The 20698-nt window shown below is 41.8% G+C and carries 13 protein-coding genes and 1 tRNA gene; 8 read left to right on the forward strand and 6 right to left on the reverse strand.

Annotated elements, in window-relative coordinates:
• Positions 1–76 precede the first annotated feature (76 nt).
• On the forward strand, positions 77–1705 hold the full coding sequence (locus NLP_RS25135) for a serine/threonine protein kinase (protein WP_104908704.1): 1629 nt from the start codon (positions 77–79) through the stop codon (positions 1703–1705).
• Between the two features lie 112 nt (positions 1706–1817).
• On the opposite strand, the gene NLP_RS25140 is transcribed toward NLP_RS25135, so the two are convergent.
• A complete protein-coding gene (locus tag NLP_RS25140) occupies positions 1818–2987 on the reverse strand; it encodes a CapA family protein (RefSeq protein ID WP_104908705.1) in 1170 nt (389 codons plus the stop codon).
• Positions 2988–3422: 435 nt separating this feature from the next.
• On the opposite strand from NLP_RS25140, the gene NLP_RS25145 reads away from it, so the two are divergent.
• Positions 3423–4376 carry a hypothetical protein gene (locus NLP_RS25145; RefSeq protein ID WP_104908706.1) on the forward strand — a complete coding sequence of 318 codons (954 nt, stop codon included), beginning with the start codon at positions 3423–3425 and terminating at the stop codon, positions 4374–4376.
• A 227-nt stretch (positions 4377–4603) separates the two neighbouring features.
• Positions 4604–4969, forward strand: coding sequence for a hypothetical protein (locus NLP_RS25150; RefSeq protein ID WP_234017057.1), 366 nt, complete (start codon positions 4604–4606; stop codon positions 4967–4969).
• A gap of 230 nt (positions 4970–5199) precedes the next feature.
• Here the strand turns inward: NLP_RS25150 and NLP_RS25155 are convergent.
• The 4 genes from NLP_RS25155 to NLP_RS25170 form a co-directional block, all read right to left on the reverse strand.
• A tRNA-Ser gene (locus NLP_RS25155) sits at positions 5200–5284 on the reverse strand.
• A 439-nt stretch (positions 5285–5723) separates the two neighbouring features.
• The gene (locus tag NLP_RS25160; protein WP_104908708.1) at positions 5724–6161 is read right to left on the reverse strand and encodes a DUF6918 family protein; all 438 of its coding nucleotides are present in this window, start codon (positions 6159–6161) and stop codon (positions 5724–5726) included.
• Between the two features lie 230 nt (positions 6162–6391).
• Positions 6392–9745, reverse strand: coding sequence for an efflux RND transporter permease subunit (locus NLP_RS25165; protein WP_104908709.1), 3354 nt, complete (start codon positions 9743–9745; stop codon positions 6392–6394).
• Between the two features lie 271 nt (positions 9746–10016).
• Positions 10017–11663, reverse strand: a complete 1647-nt coding sequence (locus NLP_RS25170; protein WP_104908710.1) for a mechanosensitive ion channel family protein — start codon at positions 11661–11663, stop codon at positions 10017–10019.
• A 392-nt stretch (positions 11664–12055) separates the two neighbouring features.
• Here NLP_RS25170 and ahcY point away from each other — a divergent pair, with 392 nt between their 5' ends.
• The 5 genes from ahcY to NLP_RS25200 all read left to right on the forward strand — a co-directional run bounded on the left by ahcY (position 12056) and on the right by NLP_RS25200 (position 18280).
• Entirely contained in the window at positions 12056–13333 is a 1278-nt protein-coding gene (ahcY, locus tag NLP_RS25175; RefSeq protein ID WP_104908711.1) for an adenosylhomocysteinase, read from the forward strand.
• Positions 13334–13974: 641 nt separating this feature from the next.
• On the forward strand, positions 13975–14250 hold the full coding sequence (locus tag NLP_RS25185; RefSeq protein ID WP_234017059.1) for a hypothetical protein: 276 nt from the start codon (positions 13975–13977) through the stop codon (positions 14248–14250).
• A 226-nt stretch (positions 14251–14476) separates the two neighbouring features.
• Positions 14477–16183 carry a dihydroxy-acid dehydratase gene (gene ilvD, locus NLP_RS25190; protein ID WP_104908713.1) on the forward strand — a complete coding sequence of 569 codons (1707 nt, stop codon included), beginning with the start codon at positions 14477–14479 and terminating at the stop codon, positions 16181–16183.
• Between the two features lie 510 nt (positions 16184–16693).
• On the forward strand, positions 16694–17032 hold the full coding sequence (locus NLP_RS25195) for a hypothetical protein (protein WP_234017060.1): 339 nt from the start codon (positions 16694–16696) through the stop codon (positions 17030–17032).
• 234 nt (positions 17033–17266) lie between these two features.
• Positions 17267–18280: an alpha/beta hydrolase gene (locus NLP_RS25200; protein WP_104908715.1), complete on the forward strand. Its 1014-nt coding sequence runs from the start codon at positions 17267–17269 to the stop codon at positions 18278–18280.
• Positions 18281–19028: 748 nt separating this feature from the next.
• Here NLP_RS25200 and NLP_RS25205 read toward each other — a convergent pair.
• On the reverse strand, positions 19029–20678 hold the full coding sequence (locus tag NLP_RS25205) for a Ppx/GppA phosphatase family protein (RefSeq protein ID WP_104908716.1): 1650 nt from the start codon (positions 20676–20678) through the stop codon (positions 19029–19031).
• Positions 20679–20698 lie beyond the last annotated feature (20 nt).

The following is a 20698-nucleotide window of genomic DNA, read 5'->3' on the forward strand; positions in this document are numbered from 1 at the left end:
AATTTTTGGGAAATCCCTCAAGACTCAGGACTCGCTACTTATCTGCTCGCTCAGGACTCAGGACTCAGGACTCTTTATGTTAGCAGGCACAATTTTGCAGGATGGAAAATATACCCTAATTCAAGAAATAGGGCGGGGTGGCTTTGGCATTACCTTTAAAGCTAGGCATCACTACTTGGGTCAGGAAGTGGTGATGAAAACCATCAATGAACGGCTACGACAACATCCTGATTTTGCCAAATTCGAGCGCCAATTCCAAGATGAAGCCAGACGATTAGCTACGTGTATTCACCCAAATATAGTCCGAGTTAGTGACTTTTTTGTGGAAGCTGGACTGCCTTACATGGTGATGGAATACATTCCTGGTGAAACCTTGGGAGACGCATTTGTATTACCAGGCATAACTTTGCCTGAAGTTACAGCAATTCATTATATCCGGCAAATTGGGGCAGCGTTGCAGGTAGTACACAACAACGGTTTGTTACACCGCGATGTCAAACCAGATAATATTATTCTTCGTCAAGGAACACAGGAAGTAGTACTGATTGATTTTGGTATTGCCAGAGAATTTAATGGCGGTGTCAGACAGACTCACACAGGTCTGGTTTCGGAGGGTTATTCTCCCATTGAGCAGTATATGACGCAAGCGGCGCGTACACCCGCCACGGATGTTTATGGTTTGGCAGCAACTTTGTATGCACTGTTGACAGCCCAAGTTCCCATGCCAGCATTATTGCGCGATCGCGAACAAATGCCTTCCCCCCGCGAATTGCAACCACACTTGAGTGCTGCTGTCAACCAGGCGGTAATGCGCGGTATGGCCGTAGAGTCTCGTTTTCGGCCAGCGACAGTTGCTGAATGGCTGCAATTGCTACCTGGAAATGAGGTGAATGGAACATCGCAAGTCTTACCCACTTACGCAGTGCCAACTGTCAATTTATCAGCCCAGCAAGCAGCAACTTTAATTGGGAAAACAGCCCAAAATTCTATTCATAGACCATCTGTGTTGGCGCAGCCCAACCCAGGCATGGCTAAGGAAACCGTACTGGCTAAAAAGCTAGGATCGTCTAAGATATTTATTGGTATAGGTGTAGCCCTAGTTGCTGCTACAACAGGTTTTGGGATCGCGAGTATATTACCCAAATCTCAGCAGCAGCCAACTGCCAAGCCGACTTTTCAACAGCCAACTCAAGAACCAGCCGCGAAAGCACCTAATTTTGATCGTACATCTTCACCGAGAGGTGAAGAGACTAACACTACCTCAAGAACGGAAACAAGACCTGGCTCTAATTCCAAGCAGCGTCGCCGCAATCGTCGTTCTTCCCAAGAAGAATCTACCAGCAGCCCTACAAGAGAATCGCAACGCGGTAATTCCGAACAATCCACACCTTCACCTAGCGTTTCACCCACACCATCCTCGCTACTGAAAAAACTACGGACATTTCGAGATGAGCAAAATGCTTCCCCCACACCATTGCCATTCCCACAAAAGAACTTACCCGCTTCTAGTCAAAATCCTGCTTCCCCTCAACCCGTAAGTCCATCAAAACCTCTACTTATACCACCAGCACCACCAACAGAATCCAAACAATCAGATCCTTCTGCTGTGGTAGTACCAACACTGGAAAACCAAAATTCACCCACTAATAGTCAACCTCAGAATATTCAGAAGTTCGAGGAAAAGCCACAAGATGACAATAACTAGTCAATTTTATATTTTCAATCTGGGATTTTGGTGAAGCAGCGCGGTGAGTCCAGCACAGCGCCGACTCCTACTAACTAATTACGAATTACGAATTACCAATATACGAATTATTTTAGGGAGGATCGAGCCTATTCTGTACAACAACTTCCCCCTTTTTATTAATCTTCACCGGATTCTTGGGAAAAGCTTGATTATTCAAATAACGCATAAGTCTCACAGTTTGAAAACTTTGATCGATATGAGGAATTCCCTGCCGATCCATCCGAACAGGAATAATTTTACTTGATACCAAATCTCCTGCTGAGTTGAGTTTGACTTCTAAAATCATTGAGTCACCTGTTTGGGCATTTGTAGATAAAGTCCGATATCCCAAAAAGTTTCCTAAAGAATAGGCAATGATTTTTCCCTTATAAATTTCCATCGCTCTGGGAACGTGAGGCCCATGTCCTAGTACTAAGTCCGCTCCTGCATCAATCATGTTTCGAGCAAACGCGATCGCATTACCTCGGTTTTCTCCATAAAAAAACTCTGTTTGATTCTTAACGTGTAGTGCCCCCGTTCCTTCCGCTCCAGCGTGCATCGATACTACTACAATATTGGCTTTATTTTTGGCTTCTGCCACAAGTGCTTTAGCTGCTCCTAAATTATGGATGGAATTATACATTTCATAAGGAGAAAACCCGATCATCGCCACGGGGATATTGTTAGCTTCTAAATAAAGAATTTGATTTTTATGACCTAATGTTGCAATGCCCACAGCCTGAAGATTTTTCATTGTATCTTTGAACCCTACTGGTCCAAAGTCCATTGCATGGTTATTTGCCATATTGAACACATTAAAACCAGCCTCAGCAAAAAGCTGGGCATATACAGGTGGAGAGCGAAAGGCAAAGACTTGTCCTCGACTAATATCTTTGGCAGTATAGGGATAATTAGTTAGACTACTTTCAAAATTACCAAACAAGATATCAGATCCTTGCAAGTGAGTTCTCACTGACTTTGGTAATAATTGATCTCGAAAGCGGGGTAATCTATAGTTAGGGAAATTGGTGCCGGGAATAATATCTCCAACGGCTTTAATAGTAATAGTTTGTTGTTCTGTTGTTGATGGCGTAAGTTCAGGAATAGCTAATGGAAATTGCACAGGCTCAGTAGGTGTAGTAGCAGCGTTTAATCGCTGTGATTGCCCAAGCCGGATAATGACTCCTATACTAATACCCAGATATAAAAAAATGCTAATAAGACTAAATGAGAATACTTGCCCCAAGCTGCGATCTACCATCGTTCACTCCTTACACGATGGCATTAGTTTATCCCAAAAATCTGTGTTGGCGGTGTATGTTTTAGTGTTTTTGGCAAATATTTGACTACGTAAGCCTGGAAATCTAATCTCATTTTACTTACAAATAATTATACCTGCCAGCTATCAAGGTAAACAATATCTGTTTGTCCAGTTCTTTTGGAATTAGTTTTTTAGAAGGTAACTTTCACGATACTGAGGAAAATAGAAAAATTTTAAAATATGCGACTCACAGAAGAATCATGGACGTTGATAATTATCAGCAGATACAGCAAATACTAGGACTAGAAGATGACTTGTTAGCACGAATATCAAGTAGTTAAGTTGACTAAAATCACACATGAGTAGTGATTTACATTACGTGTGCTATTGTAGTATGGTGTTACTATTTTTTAGGTATAAATGCTAGTAAGCAAAATGTACAATAATAAACTAGCTATTACTCGTTACATAATTGTTTTGACGAGAAAATCAAAATATTCATTATTATTTATAGCATTTTTCTCTTTTTTTATATCATTACTGCTGGCATTAATTCATAGCACATTCAATATAAATATTGTTAGTACAATAGTAGGATTAACTCTATTTTTTTCAGGATTTTCATTGGATATATTTTTACATTTAAAGAATCATAATAGACTTAAACGCCAAGTTAAATTAGTACAAGTAAAGCAGGCAATGTCAACATCAAATCATCAAACAATAATTGATACAAGAGGGGGTGATTTCAAGCAAAATATCGCAGGAAATCTTGTTGGACGAGATGTTAACAGTCATAATATTAAGAATATTACTGTTAGAGATAGAGAAGTAGAAATCAATCCCAATAATATTATTGAGACATTTGATCAATTTAGAGATATTTTAGTACAAAGTATAACTCAAAGCTCTGATGCCTTAGAATCAATATCTGAGTTTGCAAAGGAACTAACTGAAGAATTACGCAATCATCCAGAAGTGAAAGTCTGTTTCGGTGTAGATGAAAATATTAGCACCCAAGAATTAATAAACGAAATTTTTATAGATTTATTGACTAAATCTTATAAACAAAATAGCGATAGATATCAAAAAAATCTGATTATTCAGCCCGATAAAATTGAAGAAATAAATACTTATAATAGTTCAGAATTTATAGAATATTTTAGATATTCTGGCAATAATGAATATGATGTTATATATAAAGCATATACTATTCACTTATTTCAAGAGGAATTTAAATGGTGGCGTTATAAAATTAGAAGAAGTGATGTATCTTATTTGGAACGAGCTAATAGACAACGTTCGGGTAATATATACTTTGCAATTGGAAAAGCTATTATTGAAATAGAGAAAGAACTTACAAATAATTGGGCAAATAATCCTGAATAAAGTAAATTGATTATTTGGTGATTAATATATACCACGAGAGGTTCCTTAGCTTTCTCATTCCCAGTGCGATGCTTCGTGAGAGGTCTTTGACTATCGCGTTTATGAACATTTTACAAGCCTTAATACCCGTTTTTTAGTAGCATCTAACAAACTTTATAACCGCAATGAAAACAACCTACGTAAAAATAATTACAATATAGCAAATACTCTTATTATCAGGAGAAAAGATGATGGCAGGTGATTTCATCATTAATACTGGCGGTGGCAAATTTAAACAAAATATTGGGCGTGATTTAATCCAAGGTGATTACTACGTCACAGGACAACCACAAAGCCTGGCTGAGGCTGTTGCCGAGGTTCAGAAAATCCTTGAACAGCTAGAAAAGTCATACTCTACTGAAACGAAAGAAGGCAAGGAGGCGATTGCTATAGAAACCATCAGACAAATCGACAGTAACCCTACCTTAGCCGCACGGATACTTAGTGCATTAACAGAAGGTAGTGTTTCTGCTTTCGAGCAATTCCTTAACCATCCAGCAGCGAGCTTTGTAATTGCTGCGTTAGCAGATTGGCAAAAGACTAAGGGAGTATAAGCATAATATTATACTTCTATTGAAAGTAAAAGGGTGTCTGTGCCTAATAAATACCAGTAAGAGAATTTAATCAACCTCTACAAGACTAAAAATCATTTAAGTGAAGTGATAGACTTATTGGGCAATGATCTAATAACTAGCCTTTAAAATCTGTGAAGCGTTAAAGCGAGGGAATAATAACCCCTTTTTTTATGTGTTCTGTATTGAAATGCTTACAGAATAAGGAAATACGGAGAGGGGGGGATTCGAACCCCCGTTGAGTTTCCCCAAAACGCATTTCGAGTGCGTCACCATGAACCGCTCGGACACCTCTCCAACTATTTAGTCAGACATTTGAGTATCTATTTTACATTCAAATGCTGTAAATTTAGGGAAATTTTGCTGGATTCCCTATACTACTATAGCATTATCGCTTTTTTTGCGTAACGATACTAAAGCAAACGAAAATAGCTCGACAGTGGATTCCATTAACTTCATGTCGAACAACCAGAGAAATGAGTGAAAGCAAAAGCGTTAGGCAGTATTTTTAGATACTTTCTTGAGCGGGTCTGAACTGTATTGCTTTAGATGTGTATATTAAATTTGATGGGCAAAACTGAGCGAAAAATTATGCATCGCCGGATTAACATTACCTTACCAGACGAGACAATTGAACTAATCGATCGAGTGATATAAAAAGGCGATTCTCCAGAAGAGACGCTGCGCGCTCAATTAATCTAAAAGACGCGATTAATCGCGTCTCTACTTATCTGGCTCAGACCTTAGTGTAATTATTGATTACTTTGGCTAAGTCTGGCACTGCTTCTTCTACGTGTTTTTTGGCTGAACCGCGAAGTTTTTCATAAGTTCCTCGCACGATTTGGCGGTTTGAGTTCTTGACTCTCCCATCAGTAACACTCAGTAGTGCATCTGCTGTATTAGAGCGATTCGCACTCAGATATTCAACTGGGTCGCCTTTCTCTACGCCTTGACTCCAGATAGGATCGAGAGCTATAAAGCATTGCGGTAATATCTGCTCAACGACATAGGGAATGTACCCTGGCTTAACCCCCTTCAAAGCAGCAAAGGCAGTTTTCAAAGCGATACCACTCATACCTGACTTGGATGCAAGCTGTCCTTCGATCATGTTGCAACAATCATCTATGACCATAGCCTTTTTGGTCGGGTTCAAAAGTCCGTCGCTAAGTCCCATTTCACTCTTCCTTATCTAAGTACTTAATTCTATTCGACTAATTTGTTTAGCAAGCAGGAAATTACAGAAAATGGTATCAGAGTTAGAGAATGTTGTGGATAAGCTGATACGCTTTTAACCTGCATAGTTCAAATCACTAAAAAAAAGATGCGGGGACTCAGAGAAGTCCCCTAACACTGGCCAGTATTCTCAGGTTATCTGCACTTTGCTAGGAGACTTAAGGGCAAAAGTTAGGTTATCCCATCCTGCTGAGACCTAAGTTGCGTCTCTGGCTGACTTGAGCCAGCAGGTAGAGCCTTATGTCTAGATCCCGAAGTTCCATTTGGAGAATCTGGAGGATTTGAACCTCCCGATCCCTTCCGAGGTAATATAGCCTGAGCCAAGCTCTTAACCAAAATATACAGAATTGGCACTAAGAACAAACTCAAGAACGTCGAAAGCATCAGCCCTCCAAAGAGCGCTGTTCCTAAAGACCAACGGCTGCTGGCTCCAGCCCCTTGAGAGATTACCAAGGGTAAAAATCCTAACAGCGCTGCAAAGGAAGTCATTAAGATCGGTCGCAGACGTTCTTGCCCCGCTTTTACTGCCGCCCTTGTGTAGCTCATGCCCTGCTCATGCAGTTGATTGGCAAATTCTACGACTAGAATTGCGTTTTTCGCAGCTAGACCAATCAAAGTTACCAGACCTACCTGGCAATAGATATCATCCACCACTTTGGGGAAGAGGCTACCTACCATGAAAATATTCGATCGTAGCCAAAGGGCTGTCATCGCTCCCAAGACTGCTAGAGGAACCGTCAGCAAAATAATAATCGGGTCAACGTAGCTTTCATACTGAGCCGATAGCACCAGAAAGACAATCACGATCGCTAAGGCAAAAATCAATCCCGTAGCTCCCCCAGATGTCTTCTCTTGGAGATAAGTCCCTGTCCACTCATAACCAAATCCTTGAGGTAAGACTTCTGCTGCAATTTCCTCCATCGCTTTAATCGCCTGTCCCGAACTAGCACCGGGAGCAGGAGCGCCCTGTACTTTGATTGACCTGTACAAGTTGTAATGGGAGATGGTTTTCGGCCCCACAAAGGGAGTAATTTTCACCAAACTACTCAACGGAATCATCACACCATTTGCAGAGCGAACATACAGCTTGCCAATATCATCTGGATTAGAGCGGAACACCCCATCTGCTTGGACATATACTCGATACTGTCGCTGTCCCTGCACAAAGTCATTCACATATTGCGACCCCAAGTAACTTTGCAAAGTCCCAAAGATATCGTTGAGTTCGACGTTGAGAGCTTTGGCTTGGTTGCGGTTTACCTGAATGTCAAATTGGGGAGTGTCTGCGGTGAACTGAGTGAAGACTCCTTGGAGAACAGGATTTTTATTTGCCGCCCCAATCAATTTTTGAGCATTCTCAATTAGGGTTTCAATCGGCGCACTTCCGGTTTTGTCTTGAATGATAAACTCAAAACCACCCGTAGTACTCAATCCTCTAACTGGAGGAGCATTCACAGCGATCGCTCTAGCATCTGTAATTGCAGAGAGCTTTTTGTTCATCCTCTGAAGTATTCCATAGACAGACTCAGATTCTTTAACTCTCTCTTTCCAGGGTTTCAGGTTAGCAAAGGCAATGCCTAAATTAGAAGCATTGCCATCGAAACCAAACCCACTGATCATAAAACTAGCTTGAACTTCGGGAAGCGATGTGACTTCTTTGGCAACCCGCTCCATAACAGATTCGGTGTATTTCAAAGAAACCCCGTCAGGCCCCTGGACAATTACAAAGAAGTAACCCTGATCTTCCTCTGGAATAAATCCGGTAGGTACTGCTCTGTACATCAAAACCGTTGCTACTAAACCAGTAATGAAAACCCCAATAACAATCGGCTTGACATGGGTAAGATAGCTAACAAACCCGACATATCGGCGCGTGAACCAGCCAAATCCCCGATTAAACTGCCTAAAGAACCAACCTAAAGGGCCCCGTGGAGTCTGAGCTGGACGCATGAGGATGGCTGCCATACTCGGAGAGAAGGTTAAGGCATTGAAGGTCGAGATGCCAATGGAGCAAGCAACCGTTAACGCAAATTGTTTGTAGACAATCCCAGTAGTGCCCGGAATGAATGCAACTGGAATGAATACCGCCATGAGTACAAGTGAAGTGGCAATGATTGCCCCAGTTAACTCCTTCATGGCTTCAACAGCGGCCTCAAAGGGACTCATGCCCTCCTCTAGTTTGACCGCAACTGCCTCGACCACAATAATCGCATCATCGACGACGATCCCGATCGCCAGAACGAAACCAAATAAGGTCAGTGTATTAATCTGAAATCCTAAAACCAACAGAGCCGCACACGTCCCAATCAGGGAAACGGGGATCGCAATAGTGGGAATGATCGTGGTACGCCAGTCTTGCAAAAAGACAAAAATTACCAAGACCACCAGAACAATCGCCTCAACCAGAGTGTGCAGAACTTCTTCTAAAGAAATTTCTACAAATGGAGTGGTATCAAATGCCACCTGTGCTTTTAGTCCAGGTGGAAAATTCTTCTCTAATATTTTGATCTGGTTTTCAACAGCATGAGCAACGTTCAGGGCGTTACTACCCGGAAGTTGATATATACCTAAACCCACAGCTGGCTTGGGAGCATTTCCTGGGAGGGTGAATTTGGCATCAGCGAGATAGCTCTCTGCTCCTAGTTCAACTCGACCGATGTCTCTGACCTTAACTAGGGTGCTATTAGTAGCGCTATTAATGGTGCTATTAGTGGTGCTATTAGTGGTGCCATTAGTGGTGCTATTAGTGCCACTTCGACTCACCTTCAACACCATATCTTCAAATTCAGCCGCATCTTTAAATCGACTGGTTGCCCGTAAAGCAAATTCAAAGCTTTGATTATCTGGTGCTGGTTCCTTACCAATCGCCCCTGCACCCACCTGAATATTTTGTTCTTGCAGGGCGGCTGTAACATCTTGAGGAGTTAGTTGATGTTGGGCAAGCTTGTTGGGATCAAGCCAAAGACGCATGGCATATTTGCGCTCCCCAAAAATTGTGGCTTTTCCTACACCTGGAAGCCGTTTGATCTGATCGAAAATATACAGGTCAACATAGTTACTGATAAAAATGTTGTCATACTCATTATTTTCTGAGTAAAACCCATAGACGAGAAGCAGACTGCTCGATGCCGTTTCAACAGTGACACCTGTTCGTTGAACTGTATCTGGCAGTTGAGGATCGGCAAGTGCTTGTTTATTTTGAACGTTTACTTGAGCAATATCGCTATTGACATTAGTTGGAAAGGAGACAGTTATATTGCTAAAACCATCATTCCCCGTATTAGAAGATATATAAGATACATCTTTAACACCATTAATTTGTCGCTCAATAATGTTGGTGACAGTGCTTTCTGTTGTTTGAGCATCCGCACCAATATTGTTGGAGCTAACGGTGATTTGCACCGGAGCGAGGTCTGGTAGCTGAGAAATCGGCAGGATCGGAATACAGATGCTTCCCAGCAGCAAGATGATAAACGTGCAGACCGTCGTCAAGACTGGACGTCTGATGAAGGTATTGACAAACATAAATCAAGGAATAAAGGAAAAGTTTCAGACTGATTAGGAACGTAGTAGCTTTTTATTAATATAAGAATTTATTAAGGTTTAGTGTTGGCGATCGCGCAAGATTAGGGATTGGAGATTGGGTACAAGAGGCAGAGGGGAAAAATTTACTGCAATCTTTTCCTCGGTCACTGAGCGTAGCCGAAGTGCTGCTCCTCTGCTCCCCTGCTCCCTTGCTAGGAGAAGTCACGGTTGGGTCTAATCAACTGAAAAATGCGGTAATGAATCTAAATTTCTAATTATCTTTGCCATTCTCCTGAAAATTTAAGAACTGCTCGTCATTGACCCAAATTGCTTGTTGAGGCACAGAGATGGAAATTCCGGCTTCATCTAGGGCAACTTTCAGGCGGCGGCGAAGTTCCCGTGCGACATCCCATTGTTTGAGGGGCTGTGTTTTAATCCAGACACGAATAACCAAACCGCGATCGCCAAATTGATCTATTCCCAAAACTTGCGGCGGTTCCAAAATTTGACTCTGCCATTGCATTTCTTGATTCATCTTATCGGCAATAGTTGCAATCAACTTCAAAGCCTCTTCTGTATCGGCTTGGTAGGCGATGGGAATTGTTAAATCGGCTCGTGACCAACGACTAGAAAGATTGGCAACAACTTTAATTTCACCATTGGGAATCGTGATCAAGCGTCCTTCAGAATCCCGCAGTTGGGTCATCCGCAGATTCAGATTTTCTACTAAGCCTCCTACGTCTCCCACATTAATCACATCGCCTAAAGCATACTGGTCTTCTAAAATGATCAAGAAACCGTTAATCGCATCTTTAATTAAGTTTTGCGACGCCAAAGACAATGCAACACCAACTAAACTCGCACCCGCTAGCAAGGGAACGATATCTATCCCCAAAGATACCAGCGCTAGCAAGAAGCCCACTCCTATCCAGATAGCAGTAGTGATACTTTTAGTTACACCAGAAAATGTGGAAACTCGCAGTTGCAACCGTGCAGAACTTTCTGGGGTGAGGAAAGCACCACTGCTAATCAAAGTGGAGGCGAAGCGGTCAATTAGGGCGTAGGTCAAACGAATTGCTACATAGGTTGCTAGACATACGACACCTAATCGCAAAGGAAATTGGGCAGCTATGAGAATTGCTACCTGAAAACCTCGTGTATAGGGAAATAGACCCAAAATAAAGAAGCTTCCACCTCCCCAAATTCCGGCTTGACCGAGCTGAAACAATCGTCTCTTGGCTTCTTGGAGATGTTGCTGTTGTCGTTGATTAAGTTGTGTTGTAATTGCTTGATCTGCTGGTTTTGGGTAGTTGAAGAGTTGCCTTTGCGGTTGGGAGGCAATGGAGTGTTCTAAATCCTTTTGGGAACGTCGCTGCCAGCCATATAGCCCCAAACTGATAATCACCATTGCCACTCCGGTACCAGCAGCAATTTTACCTTGGTCGATTAGAGATGGAGTTTGTCTTTCTTGCTTTGCTTGTTGCAAGTCTTCTTCTAACGATTCTTTGACTTGATTTGCCGATGTCGATACATCTACCTGTCGCAGTGCAGCATCTTCAGAAGTAACGGTCATCAGATATTGGCCGTTGACATAAATTACTGGTAATCCGTTGACTTGGCGAATTTCTACCTTGACTGGTGTTTTTGCTGGTGATTGAAAGTAATTCTGGCCAATTTTATCCAACTTCTTTTGAATATCTTCTGAACGCTCAGGAAAGTTGGTTTTTGTTGCCGCTATTTGAAATAACCGACGACCATCTAAATAAATCCAGCCCGAAACAACTCTGTTATCGGAATCATTACTCACACTGCTGGGAGCTTGCAGTTGCGGTAAAAAAGGAATCTGGGCTGTGGCTTTTGGCACAGATATAACGCCTATGGCCATTGAACTAGCGATCGCCAAAAATTGAAAACGCACTCAAACACCTCCTTAAATCAAATCTACTAGTGACTACTTCTATAACTATCCTCCGCAATAACTTTGGGTAAATGTACCTATCTAAAGTTGAGGTTTTCCCTTTAGACGATGAAATTTTGAGATTTGTTTGTTTGCCCTCTATCTTTGGACAGATGACAAAGTATTGAAAATCAGCAGGTAAGGCTGAGAAGAATCTTACTCTTACCAAAGATAAAACAAAAAGGAAGAAGCTGGGGAGGAAGTTGACATTCTGCCGATCAAACGTCAAGCTAGTCCTGAAGACTATTGGCTAGTGATTTGCTTTCATACAAGCAAAAATCGCCAGTAGTAGAATAACCTAGTAAAGTGCGTAAACTTTACGTAGCTTTTTTAATTTTTTGAGGTAACTTTTGATGACCGCAACTTCTCCCCGATTAAAGCACGAGGTTAAAGACCTCGGCCTAGCTGCCTTGGGAAGACAGCGCATTGAATGGGCTGGACGCGAAATGCCAGTTTTGCGGCAAATTCGCGATCGCTTTGCTATCGAAAAGCCCTTCGCTGGTTTACGCCTTGTAGCTTGTGCCCACATTACAACAGAAACAGCACATTTGGCGATCGCTCTGAAAGCCGGTGGTGCAGATGCGCTTTTAATTGCTAGCAATCCTTTATCAACGCAAGATGACGTAGCCGCTAGCCTCGTCGCCGATCATGAAATTCCCGTCTTTGCTCAAAAAGGCGAAGATAACGAAACTTATAACCGCCACGTTCAAATAGCTTTAGATCATCGCCCCAACATCATTGTTGATGACGGTAGCGATGTGGTTGCGGCTTTAATCCAACACCGCCAACACCAAATCGCTGATTTGATTGGTAGCACCGAAGAAACCACCACTGGTATTGTACGGTTACGCGCCATGTTTAGAGAAGGCGTTCTCACCTTCCCCGCAGTCAACGTTAACGACGCCGACACCAAGCACTTCTTTGATAATCGCTATGGTACTGGGCAATCAACCCTAGATGGCATTATCCGCGCCACCAATATTTTGTTGGCTGGTAAAAACATTGTTGTCGTCGGTTATGGCTGGTGTGGCAAAGGTACAGCCCTCCGCGCCCGTGGGATGGGTGCTAACGTCATCGTCACCGAAATCGACCCCATCAAGGCGATTGAAGCGGTAATGGATGGCTTCCGCGTTCTACCAATGGCGAAGGCTGCACCCCAAGGTGATATTTTTATCACTGTGACTGGTAACAAGCACGTCGTTCGTGGCGAACACTTCGATGTCATGAAAGATGGTGCGATCGTTTGTAACTCCGGTCACTTTGACTTAGAACTTGATTTGAAATACTTGGCTGCACAAGCTAAGGAAATCAAAGAAGTTCGTCCTTTCACTGAAGAATACAAGTTGAAAAATGGTAAATCAGTTGTCGTTCTCGGACAAGGACGCTTGATTAACCTAGCTGCGGCTGAAGGACACCCCAGCGCGGTAATGGATATGAGTTTTGCGAACCAAGCTTTGGCTTGTGAATTCCTGGTGAAGAATAAGGGTAAGTTGGAACCCGGTTTGCATTCAATTCCTGTTGAAGTCGATCAAGAAATTGCTCGGTTGAAGTTGCAGGCTATGGGTATCACGATTGATAGCCTAACACCCGATCAAATTGAGTACATCAATTCTTGGACAAGTGGAACTTGATACATTGATTAGTTAATTTTTTGAGGGATAGGCTTTTGGCTTATCCCTTTTTTATTTGTAAAATATCAATTACTCATCTTCCAGTCAGATATATTTAATTATTGAGTTAAGCAATAATCTTCAATAAACTTAGAACTATTTGCCATTCCTTCATGCAATACTACTTTCCAGTGATTGTTGGAAAATTGGTGAGAAACCAGGATGGATCAGTAGACACAAAGCTTACTACAAAGAACCAAAGGAAATTTATATTACTGGCGGCAAATTGTGTGTAATTGGTAATCAAGAATCAGAAGATTATATAGATAACTCTTTGGATTAGGTCTTAGATTTAATTGACTTAACTTGGAGTCGCGTTACTGTTGAAATATAAATCTCTCTCTGACTACTTTTGATCGTTCAAGCAAGTCCCAATAAAACGAGTTTCAAAAGCCAAGCATGAAAATATTCTAGGGACTGGGATTTTTACTCAGCATTGGCTCAACGCCGCGCTACCGCTAATAGCACTTAGCACTTTCCAGTCAGATTCTGTGAACGATTACCTTTTAGTGTGGAATTTTGGATGAAATTTTTCGACAAAATGTTTCGGATTTTCTGATAACTTACTGTATTCTGGGATATCCTACCTTGTGGAGAGCCAAATGATGACTATGAATATGCAACGACTCATCAAAAAAACCTCTAACCCAATTCGCAAGACAACAGAAGTAACTCCATCATCGACTGAACCCATTGAGATGCTTGAGAGTCAAGATATTCCTGAATCGGTGGTTGAACCAAATCCACCTGTGTACATCGAAGCATCCGAATCGGACTACATCTGGGAAGATTATCGCCCTTTGCGCTCCGTTGCTAACTCTGGCTGGCAACCGTCTGATGTGTGGCGCGAGTTGAGGGTTGATAATTTCTGCGGGTGAGTAATATTAACGCAGAGAGCCATTCGATTTATTGCTGAATAAAATTATACGTTTGTGTAAGTCCTGCTGAAATGTAATTCCTCAGCTACAGCAATAAAGTAGTGCAGGTGTCGTAGTCCCATATTTTTGATACTTTATAAGTATCAATTCCAAATAAATATATATTGGACATCTCAAAAAAGGCTACATATCATACTCGTACAGAGATTTGATTGAGGCCAGAGCAATGAGTGAAAAAACAACGTCAGATAATTTTAAAAGTAAAGTTGTCACACAAGGGGTACAGCGATCGCCAAATCGCGCTATGCTGCGTGCAGTAGGTTTTCAAGATGAAGACTTTAAGAAAGCAATTGTCGGTGTGGCTAATGCCTACAGCACCATCACTCCCTGTAACATGGGGATTAATAAACTAGCACTCATCGCTGAAGCTGGAATTAAACTAGCTGGGGCAATGCCGCAAATGTTCGGCACAATTACTGTTAGTGATGCGATTTCGATGGGAACTGAGGGGATGAAATATTCCTTAGTGTCACGCGAAGTAATTGCTGACTCCATTGAAACCGTCTGTAATGGTCAAAGTATGGATGGTGTGATCGCCATCGGTGGCTGTGATAAAAATATGCCAGGGGCGATGATGGCAATGGCAAGAATGAATATCCCGGCTATCTTTGTTTACGGTGGGACAATTAAACCCGGACACTATGAGGGCCGCGACTTGACTGTTGTGAGTTCCTTTGAGGCTGTGGGTGAATACAGTGCTGGCAAAATTGACGACACCGAACTGATGGAAGTAGAACGCCGCGCTTGTTCTGGTGCTGGTTCTTGTGGTGGGATGTTCACAGCCAATACTATGTCCTCGGCCTTTGAAGCGATGGGCATGAGTTTACCCTATTCTTCGACAATGGCGGCAGAAGATGATGAAAAAGCCGATAGCACGGAAAAATCAGCCAAGGTATTAGTAGAAGCAATTCGCAATCAACTGTTACCCCGACAAATTATCACCCGTAAATCTATAGAAAATGCTATTTCTGTAATTATGGCTGTGGGTGGTTCAACTAACGCCGTGTTACATTTTCTGGCGATCGCTCGTGCGGCTGGTGTAGAACTTAATCTAGATGATTTTGAAATTATCCGCGATCGTGTCCCGGTTTTATGTGATTTAAAACCTAGTGGTAGATATGTCGCCACAGACTTACATCAAGCTGGTGGTATTCCCCAAGTGATGAAAATGCTATTGGTACATGGATTACTTCACGGTGACTGTATCACCATCACAGGTAAAACCATCGCCGAAATTTTAGCAGATGTCCCCGATGAACCACCAAGCAATCAAGATGTGATTCGGCCTTGGAATAACCCGATGTATGCCCAAGGTCACTTAGCCATCCTAAAAGGGAATCTTGCTACAGAGGGAGCAGTAGCAAAAATTACCGGAGTGAAAAATCCCGGCATTACTGGTTCTGCACGGGTATTTGATTCCGAGGAAGAATGCTTAGATGCCATCCTTGCAGGTAAGATTAAAGTCGGTGATGTGATTGTCATCCGTTATGAAGGGCCCAAAGGCGGCCCTGGTATGCGGGAAATGCTAGCGCCCACCTCAGCAATTATTGGTGCGGGTTTAGGTGATGCAGTCGGGTTAATTACTGACGGACGTTTTTCCGGCGGTACTTACGGGATGGTAGTCGGACACGTTGCTCCCGAAGCCGCCGTTGGTGGTGCGATCGCTCTGGTCGAAGAAGGTGATAGCATCACTATTGATGCTAATTCTCGCTTGTTACAAATCAACATTTCTGATGCAGAATTAGCCAGTCGCCGCGCAAAATGGCAACCCCGTCCACCCCGTTATACAAAAGGCATCTTAGCAAAATATGCTAAGTTAGTTTCCTCTAGTAGTGTTGGTGCTGTCACAGACTTGGATTTATTTCATGAGTAGGGAGTAAGGGTAGAGACGCGATACATTGGTGTCAAATTAAGCTGAAATCTCCTCACTGCATGAGTTTTGCCCTCACCCCCAGCCCCTCTCCCAAATTGGGAGAGGGGAGCATAATTCTCCAGTTCCCCTTCTCCCATGTTGGGAGAAGGGGTTAGGGGATGAGGGCAACTCTAGAACGCTTTCTCTTACCTAACTTTTACCTTAAGTTGACACCAATGGACGCGATATACCGCGTCTCTCTATAAAAGTATGGAAAGACGACTTTCTAGCATTGGCTGTGAAACTTATTTCATCTTTTCGCGATCGCTGTATGTCAAAATCGAAAATGTATACTTCTTGTTTTTTACCGCGATCGCGACCTGTATTTACTTATCTTCACATAGTCTGCTTCTTTTAAGTCGCTCTACTTATGTTTTAAAGTAGAAAGTAGTTGATTGAAAGTGTTTGTTACTACCAATGAAAGTTTTAGGGTTAATCTTGCCAGTCCTGTTGCTGCTATGCAGTCCTGCTATGGCAGTTGAGCTTAAAGGACAAAATATTGATGGTCAAAAGCTGCCTGCTAGAGCTTATTACTATGCAACTGGTGGAGTCTACAAAGTTCATGTGCGCTTTCACAACAAACGAGCCACAATTTACTTTGACGACGGCAACCAAACAACTATACAGTTGAACCAGCAAGCGATCGCTGACTCAAAGAATATTGAAGGTTTTGGAAAACTAGGACAATATCCTCTAAATAGAACATTCAGTGTTGGGTTGGTGTATGACAATAATTGGCTCGGTAGCAATGATAGTCAATTCCAACTGTCTAATCCGCTAGATGGGTTGTGGAAAATTAGTTTGGAGTGAAATACTCATCAGACTTTAAAAAGGTTTCTCAGTTCTGACAAGGTAACTCAACAATATATCCTTTGCTAGCTTCGGAGTAACTACTTAATTAATCAAGTAACATATATAAGATTCCTATTTAATTTTTGAATAACTAAGCGGCTTAAAAGCTTGCCAGACAAAGATTTCCTTTTCACAATCTGAGCAGGATTCAAGTAGGATTACTATATATATGTGAACATAATAATTACATAAATGAAAATTGGCATTCAAAATACAGTAGAAATTCTAGAGCAAGTTCACCAATTAGAGTCCACATTAGGTCTTAAAAATGAAGCCTGCCGTTCTAAATTTTTGATTCATCCTGACTTCACTTCAAAAGTTTTTTTATTTTTGCATGGTTTTACAGCAGGCCCTTACCAGTTCGAGCCGCTTGGTAAAGCCTTCTTTAACACGGGATATAACGTTCTGATTCCTTTACAACCAGGTCATGGACGCTCAGGTGACTGGAAGTTTCAAAACCCTCCACCCCTGCCAACAGATATTGAGATTTATCAAAAATTTGTAATCAAATGGTTGCAGATTGCAAAAACGCTAGGGCAACAAGTTGTAATTGGTGGATTATCAACAGGTGGAACTTTAGCTGCTTGGTTAGCTTTAGAGCATCCTCAAGAGATTGACCGCACCTTATTGTTCACGCCTTATTTAGGTAGCCGCTACTTAATATTTGATCAACTGATCAAAATTCTGCCAATTTACTTTGAATGGTTCAACAAAGATGCACCCGGTAATTTTGGTTATAAAGGTTTTTGTCTCAAGGCCTTACGAATATTTCTGGAATTGGGATATGAGGTTTTAGATAAGTCTCAAGGCTGTGTTTCTGCCCCAATTTTAATGGTGTGTAGTGAGGCCGATAGTGCTGTTAGTCGCTCGAAACAGCAGGAGCTTTTCCGAAGAGTACTTAGGCAGCAACTAAAATCCTGGTATTACTGTTTCGATGATTCGCTTCACATTGAACATCGAATGATGACAAAATTGGAAGACAATGATTATGAGGAACTGGTAATTACCCTTAGTAAAGCATTTGTTGAGAGTGATTTAACTTGGGTAGAGTTTCAGGAAATGGCAAAGCGGATAGCGCAGGGGCAAGCTCATGACCAAATCATGCGAGAACTCAACTTTGATGAACAAGTTTTTCCACAGCTATCTGCAATGATGACTCAAGGTTTTGGCTGTGAACATCTTAAATGTATTAATCCAGATTCCTAATGAGCATCATAATTTTGCAAAAAATAGTTTTATGTGTAAAATATGATACTTATCTTCAAATTATAAAGAAGGAAAAATTTCTTGGGGAGCGTCGCAAAGAATGCTTGCAAGTTGATGTCTGCCCTAATTGCTGTAAGGTTGCGTAAGACTAAATTAGTATCGCTAGAAACATTGCATTTGACTTTGGCAACTATGCTCCACCCCACGCATAAGTGATCAGCCTACCGAAATTTTACCTTGAAGTCTCCAGCAACTGCGTAAGCGTAGCCCGTCGTAGACATCGCCATACCTATCGGTAAAAGTCAGCGCAAGTTTTTTCAGTTACTAACATCCTATCTGCTTGATTACTTTTTAAACTATTGAAATTTTATATAAGGATATCCAAGTTTTCCCGACTTAGATATCCACTAGCAACATAACCTACATTTAATAGATTGTTAATTCTATTATAATTACTAATTTTATTTTGAAATGCTTCTTGGGACAGTTATAAATTCGTCCTTAAGTTAGATATCAAAATTAGATACATATCTTTATATAATGTAGTTTAAAATTTCATTAAAGTTTTTGTGTACAAGAGAAAGTTACTTGTATAATCCTACCTTCCTAAATAGTTACTAAATAAAGTTGTCTGATTTTTACCGGAAGCTTTTATATTGAGCTTAACGTATCAAGTTGAATTAGCGATCGCAAGCATAAAACATCAGCTAGATGCAGGTGCGTTAACCAGTGCAACGCACCTCACTTTCTAAGACAAGTTAGCAACGCTAGACTTTTCTAAACTTGCTACTAATTTCACTCCAAATTCTTCTTCAAACACTCCTTTTTTATAATCTAAACTCCAAAGTTCTAAAGCACAATCATCATTTAATTGAGATGGAAAAATTAGCAGGTTGACCTGCCTAAGTTGTGGATAATACTCACATTCCACTTGAGCGATCGCACCAATTTGTCGTCTATCAAATGCCACTGCTAATCTTAAAATTGCACTTAATTGACTAACAATTTGTCGCTGTTGTTTAGTCAGCAAACTTTGGTAGTTTTCATGTTTTTTCTTGGGCGGCGATTTGCGATGATAACGCGCTAAATTTGCAATAATTTCAATCTCGGTTTCTGTATAACCGAGTAATTCTCCATTGCGAATTAAATAGTAAGAGTGCTTGTGGTGAGACGAATGGCTGATATAATGACCGCAATTGTGTAATATGGCCGCTGCCCACAGCATTTGTCGCTCGTCAGTTCCCCAGTGGTGTAACGTACCTTGAGTTTGGTCAAATAAACTCTCGGCAAATTTTGCCACGCGATCGCTATATTCTAAGTTGATGTGGTATTTATCCGCCAGTTTGAGAACATTCCGTTCCCGAACTGAACTTTGGTAGCATAGCTTATCTTCAATTAAACCGTGGGTTAACATCCAGTCTACGATTACGCCTTCTCTGAGAGAACGCTCACAAACTGTAACCGATTCACTACCCAAAAGGGTCATTGCTTCTTGTAATATGACTGCGCCAGCGAGGATAACTTCAGGGCGCTTCTCTGGCATACCAGGAATCTCAGCCTTTTCGGAATTACTCAGTTTCCGCAAGCGATTTACCAACTCTTGCAAGTCTTTAAAACTAAATTGGTAGCCATTGAGAGTGGAAGGAATAACACCCGACTTTTCCCGTGCGTGAATCATCGCCAGGGTTTCAATTGTGCCCGCCGTACCGACCAAACGCGGAGATTCCCCAAACTCTAGGTTTGCTAAGATTTCTTCTACAGAACGTTCCAACATCCCGCGTGCATAAGCTTGCAGATACTGGAACTCAATGTGACTAATGGGGTCAGTAGTGATTAATTCGCTAGTGAGTCGCACTGCACCAACTTTCGTACTGGTGAGAATGCGGGCTTGCTGACTATCGCCTAAAATCAATTCTGTAGAACCACCGCCAATATCAATAATGGTATGAGGCTGGTTGTTAAATTCCATGCCCGACAGCACGCCAAGATAGATTCGCCGCGCTTCTTCTTGACCAGAAATCAAGTCAACGCTTAAACCCAACTCCGCTTCTATTTTGTGCAAAAAATCTTTACCATTGGGGGCTTCCCGCACAGCACTAGTTGCCACAGCAATGATAGTTTCAGCGTTGATAGTTTTGGCAACTTCTTGGAAGCGTCCACAAGCCGCGATCGCCTTTTTAATTATCTCTGGTTTGAGTTCTCCAGTGGTAAGATTGCGATCGCCAAGCCTCACGGTTTCCTTTTCTCTAGCAATAATGCTGAAAGCTGGTAGTGTGGGGTCAATCTTGACTACTACCATGTGTAGAGAATTTGTTCCCAGGTCAATGGCAGCAATAATCCGATGTTGCTTAGATGGTTGAGTAGGAATACTCTCCCAGCTAGAAACTAAATTCAGCATCTAGTTTTCTCTCTTTATTA

The organism is Nostoc sp. 'Lobaria pulmonaria (5183) cyanobiont', from assembly GCF_002949795.1.
Lineage (GTDB): Bacteria > Cyanobacteriota > Cyanobacteriia > Cyanobacteriales > Nostocaceae > Nostoc.

Coding starts and splice junctions, on each gene's coding strand:
- NLP_RS25185 (WP_234017059.1), top strand. CDS start 13,975: ATGATGACTATGAATATGCAACGACTCATCAAAAAAACCTCTAACCCA.
- NLP_RS25195 (WP_234017060.1), top strand. CDS start 16,694: ATGGCAGTTGAGCTTAAAGGACAAAATATTGATGGTCAAAAGCTGCCT.
- NLP_RS25160 (WP_104908708.1), bottom strand. CDS start 6,161: ATGGGACTTAGCGACGGACTTTTGAACCCGACCAAAAAGGCTATGGTC.
- NLP_RS25200 (WP_104908715.1), top strand. CDS start 17,267: ATGAAAATTGGCATTCAAAATACAGTAGAAATTCTAGAGCAAGTTCAC.
- NLP_RS25145 (WP_104908706.1), top strand. CDS start 3,423: ATGTACAATAATAAACTAGCTATTACTCGTTACATAATTGTTTTGACG.
- ahcY (WP_104908711.1), top strand. CDS start 12,056: ATGACCGCAACTTCTCCCCGATTAAAGCACGAGGTTAAAGACCTCGGC.
- ilvD (WP_104908713.1), top strand. CDS start 14,477: ATGAGTGAAAAAACAACGTCAGATAATTTTAAAAGTAAAGTTGTCACA.
- NLP_RS25140 (WP_104908705.1), bottom strand. CDS start 2,987: ATGGTAGATCGCAGCTTGGGGCAAGTATTCTCATTTAGTCTTATTAGC.
- NLP_RS25150 (WP_234017057.1), top strand. CDS start 4,604: ATGATGGCAGGTGATTTCATCATTAATACTGGCGGTGGCAAATTTAAA.
- NLP_RS25205 (WP_104908716.1), bottom strand. CDS start 20,678: ATGCTGAATTTAGTTTCTAGCTGGGAGAGTATTCCTACTCAACCATCT.
- NLP_RS25165 (WP_104908709.1), bottom strand. CDS start 9,745: ATGTTTGTCAATACCTTCATCAGACGTCCAGTCTTGACGACGGTCTGC.
- NLP_RS25135 (WP_104908704.1), top strand. CDS start 77: ATGTTAGCAGGCACAATTTTGCAGGATGGAAAATATACCCTAATTCAA.